The sequence below is a fragment of the Rhodococcus sp. AH-ZY2 genome, from assembly GCF_030916465.1.
Taxonomy (GTDB): Bacteria; Actinomycetota; Actinomycetes; order Mycobacteriales; family Mycobacteriaceae; genus Rhodococcus; species Rhodococcus ruber.
Genome location: NZ_CP126458.1, coordinates 4918534 through 4938807, shown reverse-complemented (window position 1 = coordinate 4938807; position 20274 = coordinate 4918534). Strand labels below are relative to the sequence as shown.

Genomic DNA, 20274 nt, shown 5'->3' with positions numbered 1-20274 from the left:
GCCCCCGTCCGATCAGGCGAGCGGACTGCGCGGGTCGACCGGACGGTGTTCCCGGGCCCACGCCTCGGCCTCGGCCTCGAGGGCCGCCGCCACCCGATCGGGAGCCATGAGCAACGCCATGATCGGCACCGTCAGGATCAGCATGCCGAGCACGAACACCGGGAAGAGCACCGCGAACACCTCGACGCCCGACGGCGCCGCCGTCGACGGATCCACCGTCACCCGCACCCCCGCCATCGCGAGGAAGTGCACGCCGATCACCGCCGCGCCGGCGACGATGCTGCCGACGATCCGCATCCACCGGCGGTCGGCGACCGTCACCAGCCACAGGATCATCACCGCGGTGAGCCACGCCGCTACGACGGAGGCCGCCACATAGGTCGTGTCGTATGCGACGGTGCCCTGCAGTTCCATCGCCCACATGATCGAGTAGTGCACGCCGGCGATCCCGGCACCGAGGACCAGCGATCCGCCCAGCAGCCGTACCGTCGCGGCACCGCGCGACGGCCGGACACGGCGTGACACCCGCTTCGGCTGCACGACCACCATGGCGACGAACGCGGACACCAGCGCCACCGCCATCGAGAAGACGATGCCGGGCAGGTCGTATCGAATGATGCTGCCGTCCACCGTGAAACCGGCCATCGGCAGGAAGTGCGCCAGCCACACCCCGACGCCACCGGTCGAGAGCGCAGCCCGCATCAGCCAGTACAACCGTGACCGTTCGGAACCGGCCGTCAACGACTTGCGGGCACTGGCCAGCCCCACGAGCAACCCGATCGCCGCCGTCACGTACGCCAGGACGAGCACCCACGTGCCCATGCCGAACAAGTGCACGTGTGTGTCCATCAGGGCGCTACCGGCTGGTGCAGCTTGCGCAGCGCGTACTCGGTCACCGTCACGAGTGCCGACTTGGCGGACTCGCGATCGCGCGCGTCGATCGAGACGATCGGCACGTCCGCCGACACCGCGAGGGCCTGACGAATGTCCTCGGTCGGGTAGCGCGGGGCGTCGTCGAACTCGTTGATCGCGACGATGAACGGCAGGTTCCGGGCCTCGAAGAAGTCGACCGCCGCGAAGCTCTCGTCCAGACGCCGGGTGTCGATGAGCACGATGGCCCCGATCGCACCTCGGATCAGGTCGTCCCACATGAACCAGAACCGGTGCTGACCCGGCGTGCCGAACAGGTACAGCACGAGATCCTCGGCGAGGCTGATCCGGCCGAAGTCCATCGCGACGGTCGTGGTGGCCTTCTGCGGTGTCGCGCTCAGGTTGTCGACGCCGTCGCTGGCGTTGGTGACCAACGCTTCCGTGCGCAGCGGAACGATCTCCGAGACCGCCCCCACCAACGTGGTCTTGCCGACGCCGAAGCCCCCGGCGATCACGATCTTCGTCGAGGTCACCCGCTTCGGGGAGTTAGAGTTCGCGAAGTCCACTGAGGACCCTTTCAATCAGCTCACGACGCTCCGCGTCGCTCGAATCGTCTTTCAGGGTGGCCAGGATCCGTACATGCCCGGCTTCGACGAGATCCGCCACGAGTACGCGCGCCACCCCGATCGGCACACCCACCCGCGCCGCGATCTCGGCGACCGACGGGGACTCCCTGCACAACGCCACGATCGTGGCGTTGATGTTGTCCAGGTCCCGGGCACGGTCGTCCGTGCCCGGGAGGACCTGGATCAGTGCCTCCAACGCCAGCTCGACCGCGGGGCTGGTCCGCCCCGAGGTCAGTGAGTACGGCCGGACCAGACTGGGCTGGGCCGGCGGCGACTCCGCCTTGCGTTCTTCCATGGCCACCTCGACGTCAGGACCCCAGACCGATGCGCGGAGTGGCCTCGACCGATGCCCCCACACGATCGACCAGGAGTGCCATCTCGTAACCGACCTGCCCGATGTCGCACTCCGAGGCGGTCAGCGCCGCCAGGTGCGAGCCGTCGCCCACGCTCATCAGCAGCAGGTAGCCGTGCTGCATCTCGACGACGGACTGGAGCACTCCGCCGCCCTCGAAGAGCTGGGACACGCCGTTGGACAGGCTGGCGAGTCCGGACGTGACGGCAGCGAGCTGCTCGGCACGGTCGACGGGCAGGTGTGCGCTGGCCGCCATCAGGAGGCCGTCCGCGGACACGAGCACGGCGTGGGAGACGCCGGGAACCTCGCGCGCGAAGTTCGACACCAACCAGTCCAGAGGACGAGTCACGTCGGATCCATGGTCAATGTTCATCGAACTCCCTGTTCGTCGGTCTGGGTGGACGCGTGCGCGGAGGCCCGCCCGTTGCGAACCCCTTGCTGGTGACGGCTCAGGTTGGCCCGGATGGCCTCCGGGTCGCGCCGCCGGACAGCCGGCACGGATCCGGTCGCCGGCGAGGCGACCGCACCGGGCACCAGCCTATGACCGGGTGCACGCCGCGGGAGACCCGCGGTGGTGAGTTGCTCCACCGGAGCCTGCGCAGCCTCCTGGGCGGCCCTCCACCCGGCATCCGCCCGTGAGTTCCACTCCGGACGGCGGTCCTCGGGCTGACTCGTCGGATCGACGAGCCAGCTCGACATCATGTCGGCGAAGATCGGCGTGCCGGCACCGGGATGCGGACGCAAGGTGTCGACATCGGGACGCGGCTGGAAGAACGACGCCGTCTTGGCCGGGTTCGTCCGGTACCGATGCCGGGAGGCGCGACCCGGTTGTCCGTCGGCCGCTTCGTCCCGAGCTGCGGACGGTTCGGAATTGCGTTGCGCAAGCGCGGATTCCGATGCGGCCGGCGGTATCGGCAGACCGGGGGTGCTCCCCGGCCGGCGCTGCGGCAGACCGTTGCCCGGCGCACCGTTGCCCGGCGCACCGTTGTTCGGCGCACCGCTGCCCGGTGCACCGTTGTTCGGTGCGGCCGCCGGCTGGGGCGAGATACCCGGCGTGGCGCCCGGCCGGCGCTGCGGCAGACCACTACCCGGGGACCGGGGCGCCGCCGGGGCGGGAGCAGGAGCGGACGAGACCGTCTCCGTGCGACGCGACGGCAGGACCGGTGTCGGACCGGGTTGACGCCGGGGCAGGTCGGCCAGCGGCGTGGGCTGGCGCTCCGGTGCGGCACCGGGCTGACGCTGCGGCAGACCGGGAGTGGAGCCGGGCCGGCGCTGCGGCAGCCCCGGAGTGGCACCGGGCTGACGCTGTGGCAGACCTGCGGCCGACTCCGCGGCGACGGGTGCCGCCTGTCGCTGCGGCAGTGCGGATGCCGGCTCCCGCTGCGGCAGTGCGGATGCCGGCTCCCGCTGCGGCAGTGCCGATGCCGGCTCCCGCTGCGGCAGTGCCGATGCCGGCGCAGGAGCGCGTTCCGGCGCGGCCGGGACTGTGACATCGCGGGGTGGCCGCGGCGCGAGGGTCTCGGCCGGACGGCCGTCCTCCCCCGTGCGCGGCTGCGGCCCGGTCTGCGACAGGGCGAGCGGCGAGACGAGGAGCACGTCGGGAATGTGGACGCTGGCGGTGATGCCCGGGTTGCGCGCGGTGTCGAACGTCGGGCGCAGCCGCACGGTGAGGCCGTGTCGGGCCGCGAGGCGCGAGACCACGAACAGACCCATGTGACGGGCGGTGTCGGGACCGACCTCGCCGCCGAGAGCGAGACGCTCGTTGATCGCGTCGAGTTCCTCGGCCGGGATACCGATACCGCGGTCGGCGATCTCGACGAGCAGACCACCGTCGACGGCGCGCGCGAAGCTGAACGTCACGGTGCTGTCCGGCGGCGACGCCCGCAGCGAGTTGTCGACGAGCTCGGCGAGCAGATGCACGATGTCCGTGGCGACCGTACCGCTGAGGGCGCCTTCGGGCGTCGAGCCGATCTGGACCCGCTGGTAGTCCTCGACCTCGGACATCGCGGCACGGAGGATGTCACCGAGCTGCACGGGTGCGGAATGACCGCGCCGCATCCGGGTTCCGGAGAGAATCAGCAGGTTGTCGCCGTTACGGCGCATGCGCGCCGCCAGGTGGTCGAGCCGGAACAGGCTCTCGAGCCGGGCCGGATCCTTCTCCTCGTACTCGAGCCGTTCGATGAGGCCGAGCTGCTGCTCGACGAGCGACTTGCTGCGCCGGGCGAGGGTTTCGAACATGTCGTTGATCTGCAGGCGGAGGTGGGCCTGCTCGCCGGCGAGGCGCAGAGCCTGCCCGTGCATGTCGTCGACGGCGCGGGCGAGCTGGCCGATCTCCTCGGTCGTGTGCACCGGGACCCGGGTGAACTCGATGTCCTCGACGTTGTCGCCCACCTTGATGCGGTCGATCGCGTCGGGGAGTTCCTGCCGGGCGACCTTGAGCGCGCCGTAACGCAGGCGCCGGATCGGGCCGACGAGCGACCGCGACACCAGGAGCGCCAGGACCAGGGCGGCGAGCAGGGCGCCGAGCACGATCGCGGTGTCACGCAGAGCGGCGGAGCGGGTGTCGGAGGCGCGGGTGAGAACGGTGCTGCTGATCGCGTCGGATGCTTCGTCGATGAGGGTGCCGTAGACCTCGACACTCTCCAGCAGCGACGCACGCAGGTTCAGGATGGGCAGGGGGCCGGCGCCCGCGGCGTCGATCATCGCGGTGCGCTCGGCGACGCCGCTGCGCAGCTCCTGGATCTGCGCATCGGACGCCGGGTACGACCGGGCGAGCGTCTCGAGCATGGCCAGCTCGGATCCGGACGCGGACACCAGCGTGGTACCGGGCTGGTCGGGGTCCCGCAGGATCGCCACGATGCCCATCACCTGGTCGAAGAGGTAACGCTGGGACGCCCAGGCATCGACGAGGCGGGTGCCCTCGGCGAGCACGGACGGATCCTCGATCGGCTCGACGATGGCTTCGACGATGCGGATCAGATCCTTACGGATGGTGTTGGTCTGCTCGTTGAGCTCGGGAAGCGGGATGTCCCCGGCCGCGATGCGGTCTCGCAACGACTCGGCGGCGGCCACCGTGCGGGTGAGGTCCGCGGCGATGACCGGATCCAGCTCCGGATTCCGGGACACCGCCCGGACGCGTTCGAGCGTCGCGTCGAGATTCTCGATCTCGTTCGTGACGCCGGTCCCGGCAGCCAGCGTCGCGGAGGCGGTACCGAAGGCGGTACCGAAATCGACGAGGTCGGGCACGACGGCCACCTGGTCGGCAGCGGACGAGAAGTGGACCGCGTTGGAGAGCTCCTGCTGCACGCGCAGTCCGCCCAGGACCATGGCCACGGTCACGGGAACGGCGAGAACGGCGGTCACCTTCCAGCGAAGGCCCCACCCTTCGATGTTCCACCACCGCTGCCGAGGTGGCGATTCGTCACTCATCTTTCCAGCTCACTTTCCACCCGGTTTCCGCCGCCGACCCACACCCGCGCCACACCGCTCGGCGTCGAGGAGGTGCGTCTGCGGGTGGAGTGGTCGGAAGAGACGTTCCTGAGTGCACGCACCATATCCGCCCGAGTGCGGATCACGAAAGGAGCACGATCACTCCCCGAACCGGCGGCAGTCGTGTCTCGAAGCGGTCGACGCGCCGAAAACTCTACCGACCAGTAACATTCGCGGCCCCGGAACGGGCGGCCGACGCGCCGAAGGGCGGCGAAAGCGTTCGTGTGAACCTCGTCACACCACCGCTTTCGCCGCCCTTCCGCGCCCGCGAGACCCGGTCAGACGTCCAGGAAGCGGACGTCCTTCGCGTTACGGGTGATGAAACTGCGACGTGCCTCCACGTCCTCACCCATCAGCACGCTGAACAGTTCGTCGGCGGCCGCCGCGTCGTCGAGCGTGACCTGACGGAGCACGCGCACGCTCGGGTCCATGGTGGTCTCCCACAGTTCCTTGGCATTCATCTCGCCGAGGCCCTTGTACCGCTGGATGCCGTCGTCCTTGTTGATCTTCTTGCCGGACGCGAGGCCACGCTCGAGCAGGCCGTCGCGCTCCCGGTCGGAGTACGCGAACTCCGGCTCGGAACGCTGCCACTTGAGCTTGTACAGCGGGGGCTGCGCCAGGTAGACGTGCCCGTGCTCGACCAGCGGGCGCATGAATCGGAACAGCAGCGTCAGCAGCAGGGTCGCGATGTGCTGGCCGTCCACGTCGGCATCGGCCATCAACACGATCTTGTGATAGCGCAACTTCGAGATGTCGAACTCGTCGTGGATACCGGTACCGAAGGCGGTGATGATCGCCTGGACCTCGTTGTTCTTGAGGACCCTGTCGATGCGCGCCTTCTCGACGTTGATGATCTTGCCGCGCAGCGGCAGGATCGCCTGATACATCGAATCGCGGCCCGACTTGGCGGAGCCGCCGGCCGAGTCGCCCTCGACGATGTAGATCTCGGACTTGCTCGGATCGTTGGAGCGGCAGTCCGCCAGCTTGCCGGGCAGGCCCCCGAGATCGGTGGCGGACTTGCGCCGGACCAGCTCGCGGGCCTTACGAGCGGCGACGCGGGCCTGGGCGGACGAGACTGCCTTCGTCACAATGGTCTTCGCGTCGGCCGGGTTGGCCTCGAGCCAGTGCGACAAGTGCTCGTTGCAGGCCTTCTGCACGAACGACTTGACCTCGGTATTGCCGAGCTTGGTCTTGGTCTGACCCTCGAACTGCGGTTCGCCGACCTTGACCGAGATGATAGCGGCCAGACCCTCACGGATGTCGTCGCCGGTGAGGTTCGGATCCTTGTCCTTGAGGAGCTTCTTGTCCTTCGCGTACTTGTTGACCACCGAGGTCAGCGCCGCACGGAAGCCCTCCTCGTGGGTGCCGCCCTCGTGGGTGTTGATCGTGTTGGCGAAGGTGTGGACCGACTCGGAGTAGCCCGAGTTCCACTGCATAGCGACCTCGAGTTCGTGGCCGGTGCCCTTCGCGGTGAAACCGACGACCGAGTTGTGGATCGGCTGCTTGGTGCGGTTGATGTGCCGCACATAGTCCTCGAGGCCGCCCGGGTAGTGATAGACGCGGACCTTGACCTTGTGCTGCTGCTCGATCTCGGCCTGTTCCTGCTCCTCGGCCTTCTTCGGTGCCTCGGCGAGCTCGCTGACGACCTCGTCCGTGACCTCCTCCGGCGCGACACGCTCATCGGTCAGCGTGATCGTCAGGCCCTTGTTGAGGAAGGCCATCTCCTGCAGTCGCCGCGCGACCGTCTCGAAGTTGTAGGTCGTGGTTTCGAAGATGTCCGGGTCCGCCCAGAACCGGACGGTGGTGCCGGTGGCCCGGGTGGGCTCACCCTTGACCAGCGTCCCCGGCTTGGAGGACTGGTAGGTCTGCTCCCAGTGGTACCCGTCGCGGTCGATCTCGACCTCGAGTTTGGTGGACAGCGCGTTGACCACCGAGATGCCGACGCCGTGCAGACCGCCGGACACCGCGTAGGCGTCGGAGTCGAACTTGCCGCCCGCGTGCAGCTGCGTCAGCACGACCTCGACGGTCGGGACGCCGGAGGCGTGCATCCCGACGGGGATACCGCGGCCGTCGTCGACGACCTGCACGCCGCCGTCCTCGAGGAGGGTCACCTCGACCTTGGTCGCGTGGCCGGCCATCGCCTCGTCGACCGAGTTGTCGACGACCTCCCAGATCAGGTGGTGCAGACCGCGCTCACCGGTGGATCCGATGTACATGCCGGGGCGCTTGCGCACCGCCTCGAGCCCCTCGAGGACGGTGATGGAGGAAGCACCGTAGTCACTGTTGCTCTTGTTCGACTTCTGGGCAGCCACGGGTTGGTAGCTCTCCTTCTTCCGCCTGGGCCTCGCGCACACGCGCGCATTCGGATTCATCCTACTGCCCGGAACCGTACTTGCCCCGTCCGACACAGAACGGGCCGTCGACGCCGCTCACCGGCCCGCAGGCGCGGCGTCGCGGGGGCGGGAAGGTGAATCGCTAGAGCGCGGGAGTTCGGACAGTGTGCCGCGCTTCGACGTCGCGCACGAAGCGCGCGGTGGCGGCCGCGAGCTCCGAGGCATGCGAGCGGGGCGACCAGTGTCCGGCGTCGAGCGGTTCCCGGCGCAGATCGGTCACCCACTTCTCGGTGTCCTCGTACCCGACCGGCCGCACCGCCCGGTCCCGCAGCCCCTGGATCAGCTGCACGGGCACGTCGGTGCGCCGCTCGCGCGGCGCACGCAGGCGCCGGCGCAGGTTCGCCCGGTACAGCTTCAGCCCGTGCACCATGTCGTCGGCCAGCGTGGGCGCGACCGGCCCGATCAGGGCCGGATCGGAGCGGTCGAAGAATCCGACGAATCCGGGCCAGTGCCGCGAGAACCACCACCGGAGGGCCGGCACGGGCAGGCCGGGAGTCTGGAACAGCACCGTGTAGGCCGACGCCACAGCCTGCTCGAGCGGGCCGAGCGGGCGCCGATCCCGCAGCCGGCGGCGCATCCACGAAGCGAGATGGTCGAGGTTCGGCCCGGACACCGAGGTGTAGGACGCGATCCGCTCGGCCGCCCCGGGTTCGCACACGGCCTCCCAGCACAGCACCGCTCCCCAGTCGTGCCCGAGCAGGTGCACGGGCACGCCCGGGCTCACCGCGTCGAGCACCGCGAACAGGTCCGCGGCGAGCAGCTCGAGCCGGTAGTCCGCGACGTCGCGCGGCACGGTCGAGACACCGGCGCCGCGGTTGTCGAACCGGACGATCCGGAAGTCGCGGGCCAGCTCGGGTACCACGCGGTCCCACAGGGCGTGGGTGTCGGGCCAGCCGTGGACCAGCACCAGCGTCGGCCCCGCCGGGTTGCCCTCCTCGACGACGTGGAGCCGGACGTTTCCGTTCGTGACGGTGCGAGTGGTCATGCGTTCTCCTCAGAGATCGAGTACGAGCCGGCCACCGTCGGCGCGCGAGACGCAGACGAGCATCTCCTCGCGACGTTCCTCGGGGGTGAGCCGGTTCTCGCGGTGGTCGGGGGTGCCGGACAGGACCCGCACCCGGCAGGTTCCGCAGAAACCCTGGCGGCACGAGTAGCCGATGCCGGGCAGGCGCCGGCGGATGATCTCGAGCGCCGATTCGTCGGCCGGAACGTCGAGTACCTCTCCGGTGCTTGCCAATTGGACCTCGAACGGCCGGCCGGCGACCACGGGCGGGGCGCCGAACCGCTCGAAGTGCAGGGCCGACGCCGGGGTGGCGTCGATGCCGGCGCGCACGGCGTCCAGCATCGGGGTGGGCCCGCAACAGTAGACGGCGCCGCCGGCGGGAGCACCGGCGAGCAGTTCGGCTCCCGTCGGCGTGCCGAACTCGTCGTCCGGCCGCACGAAAACCCTTGACGGGTCCCATGTCCCGATCTCGTCGAGGAACGGCATCGCGGACCGGGTCCGGCCGGTGTAGACGAGCCGCCAGTCCATCCCGGCGCGGTGTGCGGCGCGGGCCATCGCCAGGACGGGGGTGATGCCGATCCCGCCGGCGACGAACAGGGCCGGGCCCTCGGCGACGAAGGGAAACCCGTTGCGCGGACCGCGCACGGCCACGAGGTCACCCGGTTCGAGAGCATGCATCTCGAGTGAGCCGCCCCCACCGCCGGGAATCCGGCGGACCGCGACGGTGTATCGGCCGCGGTCCTCGTGATCCCCGCACAGCGAGTACTGTCGCCGCCGCCCCGACGGCAGATGGAAGTCGAGATGGGCGCCCGGGTGCCATGCCGGCAACTCGGCGCCGTCCGGGGCGCGCAGCGTCAACCGCACCACGTCGCCGTCGGCCGTCACGGGAGCCCTCTCCGCCACAAGCAGATCCACCTGCCGATCGGCGTCGGCGGCTCCGACGGCACCGGTGTAGTCGAGCGTCGTGACGAGGCTGAGGTATCTGTCCACGACGGATCCGAGCACGCCCATCGCCCGGTCGGGGCGGTTCCGGCCCCGCAGGTCCGACGGGCGACCGTGCCGCGACAGCAGTCCGGTCATCGGGCCGCCGCCCGGGCCGCGGGCGAGGACGCCAGGTAGCGGACCGCCTGGGCGGTCGAACCCTCCTGGCTGGGGTGGTACGAGCGGCGGAAGTACCGCGACATGCGCCGGCCGAGGTCCACGGGCCCGGGCAGCGTACCGCGTCGACTGGCCGCGGACCAGTCCGAAAGATGAGGTGCGCGAGCATGTCCGGGCGCACCCGCCAGTGCGGGGTCGTGAGCCATCAGGAAGCGGGCACCGCGGATCCACAGCCACACGAGGACCGGGGTGACGATGAGCTGCGTGCGGATCCGGCGCGCCTCCCCGGGGTCGAAGTAGCGCATCACGTCGTAGGCGACGCTGCGATGCTCGACCTCCTCGGCACCGTGCCAGCGCAACAGGTCGAGCATGGTCGGATCGGTGCCCGCCGCGTCGAGACCCTTCGCGTTGAGGACCCAGTCACCCAGGAACGCGGTGACGTGTTCGACGGCGGCAATGAGGGCGAGCCGTTCGACGAGGTAGTTCTCCGCCCGCAGTCCCGTGAGCGGCCGCCGGCCGAGCAGCCGTCCGAACAACCACCGCATCTGGTCCGTGAACGGGGTGGGGTCGAGACCCTTCGCCTCGAGTTGCTCGAGTACTCCCTGGTGGGCGTTGGAGTGCACCGATTCCTGACCGATGAATCCCACGACGTCGTCGCGCAGTTGTTCGTCCCGGATGAGCGGCAGCGCCTCCTTGAACGTCTCGACGAACCACTCCTCCCCCGCCGGCAGCAGCAGGTGCAGGACGTTGAGCACGTGGGTGCTGAACGGATCGCCCGGCACCCAGTGCATGGGCAGGGCGCTCCAGTCGAACTCGACGTCGCGGGCCTGGAGCAGCACCCGGTCCGGTTCGGTGAGCGATGGGGACATGGACGTACCTCCCGATGCGGAGTGTGGGACAGCGCACAACCGGCACGTTTCAACGTAACATCGGGTTACAGATAAATCCAGGGCGGGTTCAGCCGTACGTGTCCCGCGGGCCGCGGCCGCGGACGTGCCGCTCCCCCTTGCGCCAGCTCGGCGCCGTCGGCCCCGTGATCCGCAGTTCCTCGACCACCCCGTGCCCGACCGCGGCGGCGATCTTCGCGAGGATCTGCGCCTGCATCATGCGCAGCTGGGTCGCCCATGCGGTCGACTCAGCCGAGACGTGCAGCACCTTGTCGCGCAGCGTCGTCGGCGTCGCGTGCGAGGCGATGTCGTCGCCGACCACGCGCGCCCAACTCCCGAGCACGGTGCCCTCCGACACGCGTCCCGTCCATCCCCGCTGCTTGGCGATCGCATTGGTCAGCGCGCCCAGCGGCTGCGGATCCCGCTCGTCGGGTCCCGGACCGGACCAGCCGCGGCGGCGGCGCCGCGGTCGCAGCGCCCCGCGCGAGGCGCGTCCCTGCCCCACCGACTTGCCGCTCGCCTGCGCTGCCGCCCGGGCCTCCTCCAGTGCGCGACGGGCCAGGTCGATCCCGCGCAACGGCGGTTGAGACGGCTGTTCGTCCGGGTTCTCGATGCTCATCGCAATGCTCCGTCCACGGTTCCGTCCAGATCCGGCGGTGCGGGATCGCCGCCGTCGAGCGGGGTCAGCACCGAGAGCCGGCCCCGGTCGGTGTCCTCGGCCCGCACCCCGAACCGGACCGCGGCCAGCTCCGCCGGCACGTCCTCCGGCACCGCGGCGGTGACGAGGACCTGCTCGGCCGAGGCCGCGACGGCGGCGAGCGCGGTGCGGCGCCGCCGATCCAGCTCGGCGAACACGTCGTCGAGCATGAGGACCGGGTCCGTGCCGTCGGCCCGCAGGAGCGAGAACGCGCCCAGGCGCAGCGCCAGCGCAAACGACCAGGACTCCCCGTGGCTGGCGAAGCCCTTGGCCGGCTGGTCACCCAGAATCAGGTCCAGCTCGTCGCGGTGGGGCCCCACCAGGCACACGCCCCGCTCGATCTCCTTCGTCCGCGCCTGCGCCAGCCGGGTCAGGAACGCGTCCTCGATCACGTCCCGGTCGTCGGATCGCGGCGTGCGGCCCGGGTCGGCGAACTCCGGCGGCAACGCCTCGCCCACCGTGCTGCGGTAACGGAGCATCGCCGGCCGCGACTCGGGGGCGATCGACCGGTATGCCTCGGCGACGTGGGGGGCGAGTTCGTGCAACAGGGCGATGCGCGCCGCGAGCAGCTCGGAACCGTGCGTCGCGAGATGACCGTCCCACACGTCGAGCGTCGCCAGTGCGTTGGACCCGTCGCCGGACCGGCTGCCGCGGCGCAGCGCACCTCCGGCCGTCTTGAGCAACGCCGACCGCTGTCGCAGCACCTTGTCGTAGTCGGCACGCACGCCGCTCATCCGCGGGATGCGGGTGGCGAGGAGCTCGTCGAGGAACCGGCGCCGATCCCCCGGATCACCCCGCACCAGGGACAGGTCCTCCGGCGCGAACAACACCGTCCGCACAATGCCGAGAATCTCCCGCGGGCGCCGCGTCGGCGACTGGTTGATCCGGCCGCGGTTGGGCCGGCCCTCGTTGATCTCGACGTCGATGCCCAGTTCCCGGCCGCCGTTGACGACGACGGCGCTCACCACGGCCCGCGACGTCCCGGTCCGCAGCAGCGGGGCATCACCCGAGACCCGGTGCGAGGTCAGCGTCGACAGATAGCCGAGCGCCTCGAGCAGGTTGGTCTTGCCGTGTCCGTTACGGCCGAGGAACACCGTCGGTCCGGGCGCGAGATCGAGCGAAACGGCTTCCCAGGAACGGAAATCGCGTAACGAGAGGGTGCGAACGTACACAGGCCGACCGTTTCCTCCCTCCGGGTCAGCCCGGCAGGCGCACCGGCATCAGCAGGTAGGTGTAGTCGCTGTCCGGGGCGGCGAACGTGCCGGAGGCGTCGGGCTCGGGCGCCTCGTCGAGCGCCGGTCGCAGCACGGCGGGACGGCTCGGCGTGGTGAAGCCGAACGACACCTTCTCGCTGTGCAGCGAGCCGAGGCCGTCGAGCAGGTACCCGGGGTTGAACGCGATGATCAGCGGCTCGCCCTGGAACTCCGCCGCGAGCGACTCCTCCGCGCGGCCGGCGTCGTCGCCCCCGGCCGACAACAGCAGGCCGCCCTCGGTGAATTCGAGGCGCACCTGCGCCCCGCGTTCGGCGACGAGCGCGACGCGCTTGATCGCGTCCACGAGCGGCGCGATCTCGACGGTGGCCATCGCGGTGTGCTCGGTGGGCAGCAGCTGGCGGAACTTGGGGAACTCGGCGTCGAGGAGGCGGGTGGTGGTGCGCCGGCCGTCCGCGACGATACCGAGCAGGCCCTCGGCGCCGACCGACGAGCCGGCCCCCAGCGCGAGCTGGACGGGCGAGTTGGAGGATCCGCCAACGGTTTTCGCCGACTCGGAGAGCGTCTTGGCCGGGACGAGCACGGCGGCGCTCGCCGCCTCGACGGTGGGCATCCACTCGATCTTGCGGACCGCGAGACGGAACCGGTCGGTGGCCGCGAGCACCATGTGGGTGCCGTCGATCTCGACCCGGATGCCGGTCAGCATCGGCAGGGTGTCGTCCTTGCCGGCCGCGACGGCGACCTGGCTGATCGCCTCGGCGAACATCTCGACGGGCAGCGAACCGGTCTGCTGCGGCAACTCGGGCAGCTGCGGGTAGTCCTCGACCGGCATCGTCGGCAGGGAGAACTTCGCGCTGCCGCAGTTGATGAGCACTCGCGTTCCGTCGAGCACCACGTCGACGGGCTTGTTGGGCAGTGCACGGGTGATGTCGGCGAGCAGGCGGCCCGAGACGAGCACCTGCCCGGACGTGATCACCTCCGCGGAGACGTGGACCTGTGCGGAGACCTCGTAGTCGAATCCGGAGACGGTCAGTCCCTGCTCGTCCGCGCCGAGGAGGACGCCACCGAGCACCGGCACCGGCGGTCGCGACGGAAGACTGCGCGCAACCCACGCGACGGAGTCGGCAAAGTCCTCGCGAGCGACACGAAACTTCATGCTTCCAAGCTCCATCGCCCCGCGGATCCTTTCGCTGTTCCTGGCTGTCGATCGATTCAACGAAGTCTGGCACAAGGCCCCGACACCGACGTCGGCAGCGGGGACGTCGCTCCACGGTATGCGCTCGTCGATCAGTTGGAAAGCCGGAGGCTCGAGGGGGACAGGGCTCTCGAGACCCTGTGCACTCGAGTCCTCCACAGCCCTGTTTTGAAAGAGAAGTCTTCGAGAAAAAACACAGAAGTAGTAATAGGGGTTGTGGAATCTGTGGACGGACGACCGTCTACGCTGGTCGGGCGGGCTTCTCGAGACCCGGACTCTCGAGGATGAACTCGAGGAATTCTCGAGGACGGATGTGGACAGCTCGAGAGTGTTCAACATCGGTACACCGTCCGTCCACAAAGATCCCACGTTGTACACACCGTTGTCCACAGGTGTGAGTCACCGTCGAATCGTCTCGAGAATCACGCCCGCAGCCGCCCTCTGGCCGGGTTCCGGGCACGAAGAAGGGCCCGGACACGATCGTCCGGGCCCTGTGTGCCGAGTCGGCGAGCTCAGCGCTTGGAGCGTTGCTTGATGCGTGCGGTCAGCTCCTGGACCTGGTCGTAGACCTTCCGTCGCTCGGTCATCTCCTTGCGAATCTTCTTGTCCGCGTACATGACCGTCGTGTGGTCCCGGCCGAAGGTCTGCCCGATCTTGGGCAGGGACAGGTCGGTGAGCTCGCGGCACAGATACATCGCGATCTGCCGGGCCTGGGCCAGCGGTCGGGCCTTGCCGGGCCCGCACAGGTCGTCGATCGAGGTACCGAAGTACTCGGCTGTCACCGCCATGATGGTGGCGGAGTTGATCTCGAGAGCCGTCGAGTCCGGGATGAGGTCGCGGAGCACCACCTCGGCCAGGGTCAGGTCCAGCGGCTGCCGATTGAGCGACGCGAAGGCCGTGACCCGGATCAACGCCCCCTCGAGTTCCCGGATGTTGCGCTCGATCCTGCTGGCGATCAACTCGAGGACGTCGTGGGGTACGTCCAGCCGGTCCATGCGCGCCTTCTTGCTGAGGATCGCGATGCGGGTCTCGAGTTCGGGCGGCTGGACGTCGGTGATCAGGCCCCACTCGAACCGGGTCCGCAGGCGTTCCTCGAGCGTCGCGAGCTGCTTCGGCGGACGGTCGGACGACACCACGATCTGCTTGTTCGCGTTGTGCAGGGTGTTGAAGGTGTGGAAGAACTCCTCCTGGATACCTTCCTTGCCCTCGATGAACTGGATGTCGTCGACGAGGAGGATGTCCGTCTCGCGGTACCTGCGCTTGAACGCCACCTTGCGGTCGTCGCGCAGGCTGTTGATGAAGTCGTTCGTGAACTCTTCGGTGGAGACGTACTTGACCCGCATCCCCGGGAACAGGCGTTGCGCATAGTGGCCGGCGGCGTGCAGCAGGTGCGTCTTACCCAGGCCGGAGGCGCCCCAGATGAACAGCGGGTTGTACGCGCGGGCGGGAGCCTCGGCGATCGCCACCGCGGCCGCATGGGCGAACCGGTTGGACGCTCCGATCACGAACGTGTCGAACGTGTACTTAGCGTTGAGGCTGCTGCTGCCGGTCGGGGACGCGGTGGCCGGGGGCGGCGGCTGCGTGAAGTAGGACGGCCACGACTCCCGGACCGCGGTCATCGCCTCCCGGTCGTCGTCGACCTCCTCGAGTTCCCCGGTGTCGACCTCGAGCATGCCGTGGTCGAGGGAGGAGGGGCGGCGCCGCCGGAAGGGGTGTGCCATGTCGTGGCGCTCGGACTCGCGCGGGCGGGACTCGAGCGGGCGGGACTCGAGTGGGCCGGCGACGATGGGCCGCGTGTCGAACGAGTGCGGCTCGGGCGAGCGGGGGTCCGGCGGCAGACCCTCGAGGGGCAGCGTGTCCCGCGGCACGGCGTACGGGTCCTCGGCGGGGTCGTCGACGGTCGCGGACGGCTCGATGCGGACGCCGAGTCCTTCGACGCGATGCCCGAGGGTGCGGTGGAGCGCACGGAGGATCGGCTCGCGCAGATCCCGCTCGATGGCCTCCTGCGCGAACGAGGACGGAACCGACAGCAGTGCGAATCCCTGTGCCAGCGTGATCGGCTTGACCAGGGCGAGCCACGCCTTCTGGCCCTTGCTGAGGCCCTCACCGTCGGCGGTCAGCTCCGCGACGACGTCCGGCCACACGTCGGCCAGCGCGTTCGGCTCGTCGTTCACGTCGCGTCCTCCCCAGTTCTCTCGATCCGAATTCCACACGATTATCCACAGATGTGGACAACCACAGGGTGGCGCCCTGTGGATGAGGCTGGGAGTTGTGGAGGCCGAGGCGGACGGGTGAGCAGGTGCGAGGGCCGGCTCGGATCCGAAGTGCCCAGTGTGACATGTCTCGAGACGCCCGGCGCGCGTGGCCCGGGCTAGCGACTGCGGGCGCGGGTTCCCGCCCGGCCCGGCGGCCGGGCGCAACGCCGGTGCCCGCGGAGCAGTCGGCCCTGATCACCGCGGTGGTGGGCGACGAGGAACTGCCCCGGCGAAACCATGAACGGGAGCGTACCGGAGCATGAACGGGGTCACGCGACTTCGTGTTGCGAACGTGACGCGGGGGGAAAATGGCATGCGGCGTGTCGTCTTGCGTGTGCCGCGGCGCCGCGGTTTGATTTCGTGCTTGCCGCCGAGTAGCCTCGAACAGTCACTCATACAGCAGTGACGGATCCGTGCTGCCACGCAGTGTTCTCTTTTCGCGTACGGCACGTGTTCATGCGATTTTCGTACACGTTGGACCGAGGACGCCGACCGGCGTCACAGAACTTCGAGGAGTGTTGACCGTGGCCAAGGGCAAGCGGACGTTCCAGCCGAACAACCGACGCCGCGCGCGCGTTCACGGCTTCCGTCTCCGGATGCGGACCCGTGCGGGCCGCGCGATCGTGTCGGCGCGCCGGCGCAAGGGCCGCACTTCGCTCACCGCCTGATCCCGATTCCGGGAGCTCGGGGTGCTACCTGAGCCGTATCGCCTGCGGCGCCGCGCGGACTTCTCCGAGACAGTCCGTCGCGGCCGCCGGCAGGGACGGCGAGACCTGGTCGTGCACGCGATCGAGCGGGAGCAGGCCGAGCTGGTGGTGAGTTTCGGCGGTCCACGGTTCGGATTCGTCGTGAGCAAGGCTGTCGGGCCGGCGGTGATTCGACATCGAGTCGCACGCCGGCTTCGTCATATCTGTGCGACGCTCGTCGACGAGGTTCCCGTCGGCGCAGACGTCGTCGTGCGGGCTCTGCCCGGTGCCGCCTCGGCGTCCTCACGGGAACTCGACCGGCAGGTTCGCTCCGGTCTCGCCCGCCTGGGCCTGGTCGCGACGGCGCGGCGGCCGGAATGAACGCGGGCGAGGTGCTGCGGTCGGTGCGCTCCGCGCCGGCGCGGATGTTGATCTTCTGCATCGAGCTCTATCGCACGTACGTGTCCCCGACGCGCATGCCGACCTGCCGTTTCACCCCCACCTGCAGCGAGTATGCCGTCGAGGCGTTGCGTACCCGCGGGTTCGTGGTGGGCGCCGTATTGACGGTCGTCCGCCTGCTCAAGTGCGCACCCTGGCACCCTGGGGGCTGGGATCCGGTGCCCGAGCGGCGGCATCGATCGGTCGACCGGGATCCCTGACCGGCACTGAAGACTTCGGACCGACGCCGCTGGGTGGCGACCTTGGACGACCTGAGGAGTACATAGAGCCGTGCTCGACTTCATCTACTATCCCGTGTCCTGGATCCTCTGGGTCTGGCACAACGCTTTCACGGCACTGCCCGGACTGGAGCCCGACGACGGCGCGACGTGGGCGCTGTCCGTGGTCTTCCTCGTCTTCACGCTGCGCGCGATCCTGTACAAGCCGTTCGTCAAGCAGGTCCGGACGACGCGGCAGATGCAGGAACTGCAACCGCAGATCAAGGCGCTGCAGAAGAAGTACTCCAACGACCGGCAGCGGCAGGCCGTCGAGCTCCAGAAACTGCAGAAGGAACACGGCTTCAACCCGCTGATGGGTTGCCTCCCGGTCTTGCTGCAGGCGCCGGTGTTCATCGGTCTGTTCCACGTGCTGCGCTCGTTCAACCGCACCGGTGAAGGCTTCGGTCAGCTCGGGCTGTCGCCGGAGGAGAACGCGCAACTCGGCAACTATGCGTTCAGCCCGGAGGACGTGCAGTCGTTCCTCAGTGCGCGCCTGTTCGGTGCACCGATCTCGGCGTGGATCACCCAGCCCGAGGCATCACTGGTGGCATTCGAGCCCTTCGGCGGGATCCCCTCCCGGCTCGACATCGCGCTCGTCGCGATCCCGCTGATGATCGTGGCGGGCATCGCAACGCACTTCAACTCCCGTGCCTCCGTCGCCCGGCAGAGCGCGCAGGCCGCGGCCAATCCGCAGGCCGCGATCATGAACAAGCTGGCGCTGTACGTGTTCCCGCTCGGCGTCATCGTCGGCGGTCCGTTCCTGCCGATCGCCATCCTGCTGTACTGGGTGAGCAACAACATCTGGACCTACGCGCAGCAGCACATCGTCTTCCGCAAGATCGACCAGGAAGAAGAGGCCAAGAAGCAGGCCGCGATCGCACGCCGCAGCGACAACGCTCCCAAGCCCGGTGCCCGTCCCGATCGGACGACGAAGAAGAAGACTGCCTCCACCGGTGTCGAGGACGCTGCGGGTGCCCCGGAGGTCTCCCTGGAGAAGACGGCCACGGACGACGCGTCCGGCGGTGCCACGCCGTCCGCCCCGCCGTCCGGATCTCCCAAGAACGCGGCCGGATCGAAACGCCCCGGCGGCTCGAAGAACTCCAAGCGCAAGCGGCGCTGACCGAAGAAGAGAGAGCGAATCATGGCCAGTGACCTGGACAAGGCACAGGAGGATGCCGACGTGACCACCGAGACGCCGGATCTCGACGCGGATTCCGACTCCGAGGACGATCTGCTGGTCGAGGAGGGCGAGATCGCCGGTGACTACCTCGAGCAGCTGCTCGACGTGCTGGACTTCGACGGCGACATCGACCTCGACGTGGAGGGCGATCGCGCGGTGGTGAGCATCGACGGCGGTAAGGACCTGTCCAAGCTCGTCGGTCGCGAGGGCGAGGTGCTCGACGCCCTGCAGGAGCTCACCCGCCTCGCCGTGCAGCAGGTCACCGGTGAACGCAGCAAGCTGATGCTCGACATCGCGGGATGGCGGGCCGGCAAGCGGGCCGAACTCAGCGCGCTCGGCACGGCCGCCGCGAAGCGTGTCCTCGAGACCGGGGAGCGCGAGGAACTGACTCCGATGACGCCCTTCGAGCGCAAGATCGTGCACGACGCGGTGGCCAGGATCGACGGTGTCTCCAGCGAGAGCGAGGGCGCCGAGCCGCAGCGTCGGGTCGTCGTCCTCAAGGACTGACGGACAGCAGTCCGACCGGACAGCAGTAAGGAGGGAGGGATCTCGGCGCGCGACGTCGGGATCCCTCCCTTCTCTCGAGGCGAGGTTGTCGCCGGGAGAGGATGTTTCACGTGGAACAGGACGAGGGACGCATCCGCGAGATCGCCGTTCGCGTCTTCGGTGAGCGGCTCGGTCTCGCGGAGCAGTATCGGGATTCGCTCGCGACCGACGGTGTGGAGCGTGGACTCATCGGGCCGCGCGAGGTCCCCCGACTGTGGGATCGTCACCTGCTCAACTGCGCCGTACTCGGTGAATTGATCGACGAGGGCGAACGTGTCGTCGACGTGGGTAGCGGTGCCGGTCTCCCGGGCATCCCCCTGGCTATCGCCCGTCCCGATCTGCACGTGATCCTCGTCGAGCCGTTGCTGCGCCGGTCGGTGTATCTGGCGGAGTTCGTCGAAGCGCACGGCCTGACCAATGTGCTTGTCATTCGCGGTCGTGCCGAGCAACCCGGCGTCGTGAAAGAGGCCGGAGGGTCCGACGTCGTCACCTCCCGAGCCGTGGCTCCCCTGGCGAAACTCGCCAAGTGGTCGCTGCCGCTCGTGCGCGAGGGTGGGCGGATGCTGGCGCTCAAGGGTTCCAGCGCGGCGGAGGAGATCGCGCGCGACCGCGACGAACTGGCTCGTCTCGGCGCCGGCAACCTCGAGGTCCTCGAGTGCGGCGTGGGGCTGCTCGAGACACCCACCCTCGTGGTGAAAGCCGAGCGGATGCCGCGGCCGACTCGGCGGCGCAAGAAGCACTGATCCGGTTTCACGTGAAACCGACCCGCACTCTCGAGTGCGGCGCCCTCTCGAGGATCGCACTCGAGGAGATGAGCGACTCGAGGCACTCGAGGCGGACAGGGTGTCGGGCAGTGCGCCCCCGTCGTCCCCGGCGGCCGCCATACCCGGATGCCGGGCCGCCCGCGGCTCGAGACCTGCGGTGTCCCTCTCCTGTCGCGTCCCTCTCCTGTCGCGTCCCTCTCCTGTCGCGTCCTTTCTCTGTCGCGTCACGGTCCTGTCGCGTCGTCACCGGCCGATCCCCGCCGAAATCCGCTCCGGTGTGCCCGGTCCTGCCCGCAACTACCGCGG

General features: G+C 69.3%; 19 protein-coding genes. 6 read left to right on the top strand and 13 right to left on the bottom strand.

From position 1 onward, the window contains the following. Positions 1–12: 12 nt before the first annotated feature. From QNA09_RS23675 to dnaA, 13 genes are all read right to left on the bottom strand, one after another. Positions 13–849, bottom strand: a complete 837-nt coding sequence (locus QNA09_RS23675; RefSeq protein ID WP_017681013.1) for an MHYT domain-containing protein — start codon at positions 847–849, stop codon at positions 13–15. Further along, positions 849–1403, bottom strand: coding sequence for an ATP/GTP-binding protein (locus QNA09_RS23670; RefSeq protein ID WP_003936635.1), 555 nt, complete (start codon positions 1401–1403; stop codon positions 849–851). The genes QNA09_RS23675 and QNA09_RS23670 overlap by 1 nt, the downstream gene beginning before the upstream one ends. 13 nt (positions 1404–1416) lie before the next feature. Beyond that, positions 1417–1791, bottom strand: a complete 375-nt coding sequence (locus tag QNA09_RS23665) for a DUF742 domain-containing protein (protein WP_003936636.1) — start codon at positions 1789–1791, stop codon at positions 1417–1419. Between the two features lie 13 nt (positions 1792–1804). After that, a complete protein-coding gene (locus QNA09_RS23660) occupies positions 1805–2221 on the bottom strand; it encodes a roadblock/LC7 domain-containing protein (RefSeq protein ID WP_003936637.1) in 417 nt (138 codons plus the stop codon). After that, positions 2218–5277 (bottom strand): ATP-binding protein, encoded by a 3060-nt coding sequence (locus tag QNA09_RS23655; RefSeq protein ID WP_200903440.1) that lies wholly within the window; start codon positions 5275–5277, stop codon positions 2218–2220. Before QNA09_RS23655 ends, QNA09_RS23660 begins: the two co-directional genes overlap by 4 nt. Positions 5278–5615: 338 nt before the next feature. Further along, positions 5616–7649, bottom strand: a complete 2034-nt coding sequence (gyrB, locus tag QNA09_RS23650) for a DNA topoisomerase (ATP-hydrolyzing) subunit B (RefSeq protein WP_010595447.1) — start codon at positions 7647–7649, stop codon at positions 5616–5618. A 163-nt stretch (positions 7650–7812) separates the two neighbouring features. After that, complete coding sequence (locus QNA09_RS23645) at positions 7813–8715, bottom strand: alpha/beta fold hydrolase (protein WP_040273107.1); 903 nt, start codon at positions 8713–8715, stop codon at positions 7813–7815. A 9-nt stretch (positions 8716–8724) separates the two neighbouring features. Further along, positions 8725–9813 (bottom strand): PDR/VanB family oxidoreductase, encoded by a 1089-nt coding sequence (locus QNA09_RS23640; protein ID WP_040273105.1) that lies wholly within the window; start codon positions 9811–9813, stop codon positions 8725–8727. After that, the gene (locus QNA09_RS23635; protein WP_010595444.1) at positions 9810–10700 is read right to left on the bottom strand and encodes a metal-dependent hydrolase; all 891 of its coding nucleotides are present in this window, start codon (positions 10698–10700) and stop codon (positions 9810–9812) included. Before QNA09_RS23635 ends, QNA09_RS23640 begins: the two co-directional genes overlap by 4 nt. A gap of 88 nt (positions 10701–10788) precedes the next feature. Further along, positions 10789–11337, bottom strand: a complete 549-nt coding sequence (locus QNA09_RS23630; protein WP_010595443.1) for a DUF721 family protein — start codon at positions 11335–11337, stop codon at positions 10789–10791. Further along, positions 11334–12587 (bottom strand): DNA replication/repair protein RecF, encoded by a 1254-nt coding sequence (gene recF, locus QNA09_RS23625; protein WP_040273103.1) that lies wholly within the window; start codon positions 12585–12587, stop codon positions 11334–11336. Before recF ends, QNA09_RS23630 begins: the two co-directional genes overlap by 4 nt. Positions 12588–12612: 25 nt before the next feature. Then, a complete protein-coding gene (gene dnaN, locus QNA09_RS23620) occupies positions 12613–13797 on the bottom strand; it encodes a DNA polymerase III subunit beta (protein ID WP_010595441.1) in 1185 nt (394 codons plus the stop codon). A 536-nt stretch (positions 13798–14333) separates the two neighbouring features. Then, positions 14334–15995: a chromosomal replication initiator protein DnaA gene (dnaA, locus tag QNA09_RS23615; RefSeq protein ID WP_017681018.1), complete on the bottom strand. Its 1662-nt coding sequence runs from the start codon at positions 15993–15995 to the stop codon at positions 14334–14336. Between the two features lie 605 nt (positions 15996–16600). On the opposite strand from dnaA, the gene rpmH reads away from it, so the two are divergent. The 6 genes from rpmH to rsmG all read left to right on the top strand — a co-directional run bounded on the left by rpmH (position 16601) and on the right by rsmG (position 19947). Next, entirely contained in the window at positions 16601–16744 is a 144-nt protein-coding gene (gene rpmH / locus QNA09_RS23610; RefSeq protein ID WP_006934459.1) for a 50S ribosomal protein L34, read from the top strand. A gap of 21 nt (positions 16745–16765) precedes the next feature. Next, on the top strand, positions 16766–17143 hold the full coding sequence (gene rnpA, locus QNA09_RS23605) for a ribonuclease P protein component (protein WP_026137831.1): 378 nt from the start codon (positions 16766–16768) through the stop codon (positions 17141–17143). Next, the gene (gene yidD, locus QNA09_RS23600; protein ID WP_010595438.1) at positions 17140–17421 is read left to right on the top strand and encodes a membrane protein insertion efficiency factor YidD; all 282 of its coding nucleotides are present in this window, start codon (positions 17140–17142) and stop codon (positions 17419–17421) included. Before rnpA ends, yidD begins: the two co-directional genes overlap by 4 nt. 70 nt (positions 17422–17491) lie before the next feature. Next, positions 17492–18598, top strand: a complete 1107-nt coding sequence (yidC, locus tag QNA09_RS23595; protein ID WP_010595437.1) for a membrane protein insertase YidC — start codon at positions 17492–17494, stop codon at positions 18596–18598. A 21-nt stretch (positions 18599–18619) separates the two neighbouring features. Next, positions 18620–19165 carry a R3H domain-containing nucleic acid-binding protein gene (locus QNA09_RS23590; RefSeq protein WP_010595436.1) on the top strand — a complete coding sequence of 182 codons (546 nt, stop codon included), beginning with the start codon at positions 18620–18622 and terminating at the stop codon, positions 19163–19165. A gap of 101 nt (positions 19166–19266) precedes the next feature. After that, positions 19267–19947: a 16S rRNA (guanine(527)-N(7))-methyltransferase RsmG gene (rsmG, locus tag QNA09_RS23585; protein WP_048771175.1), complete on the top strand. Its 681-nt coding sequence runs from the start codon at positions 19267–19269 to the stop codon at positions 19945–19947. Positions 19948–20274: the final 327 nt, after the last annotated feature.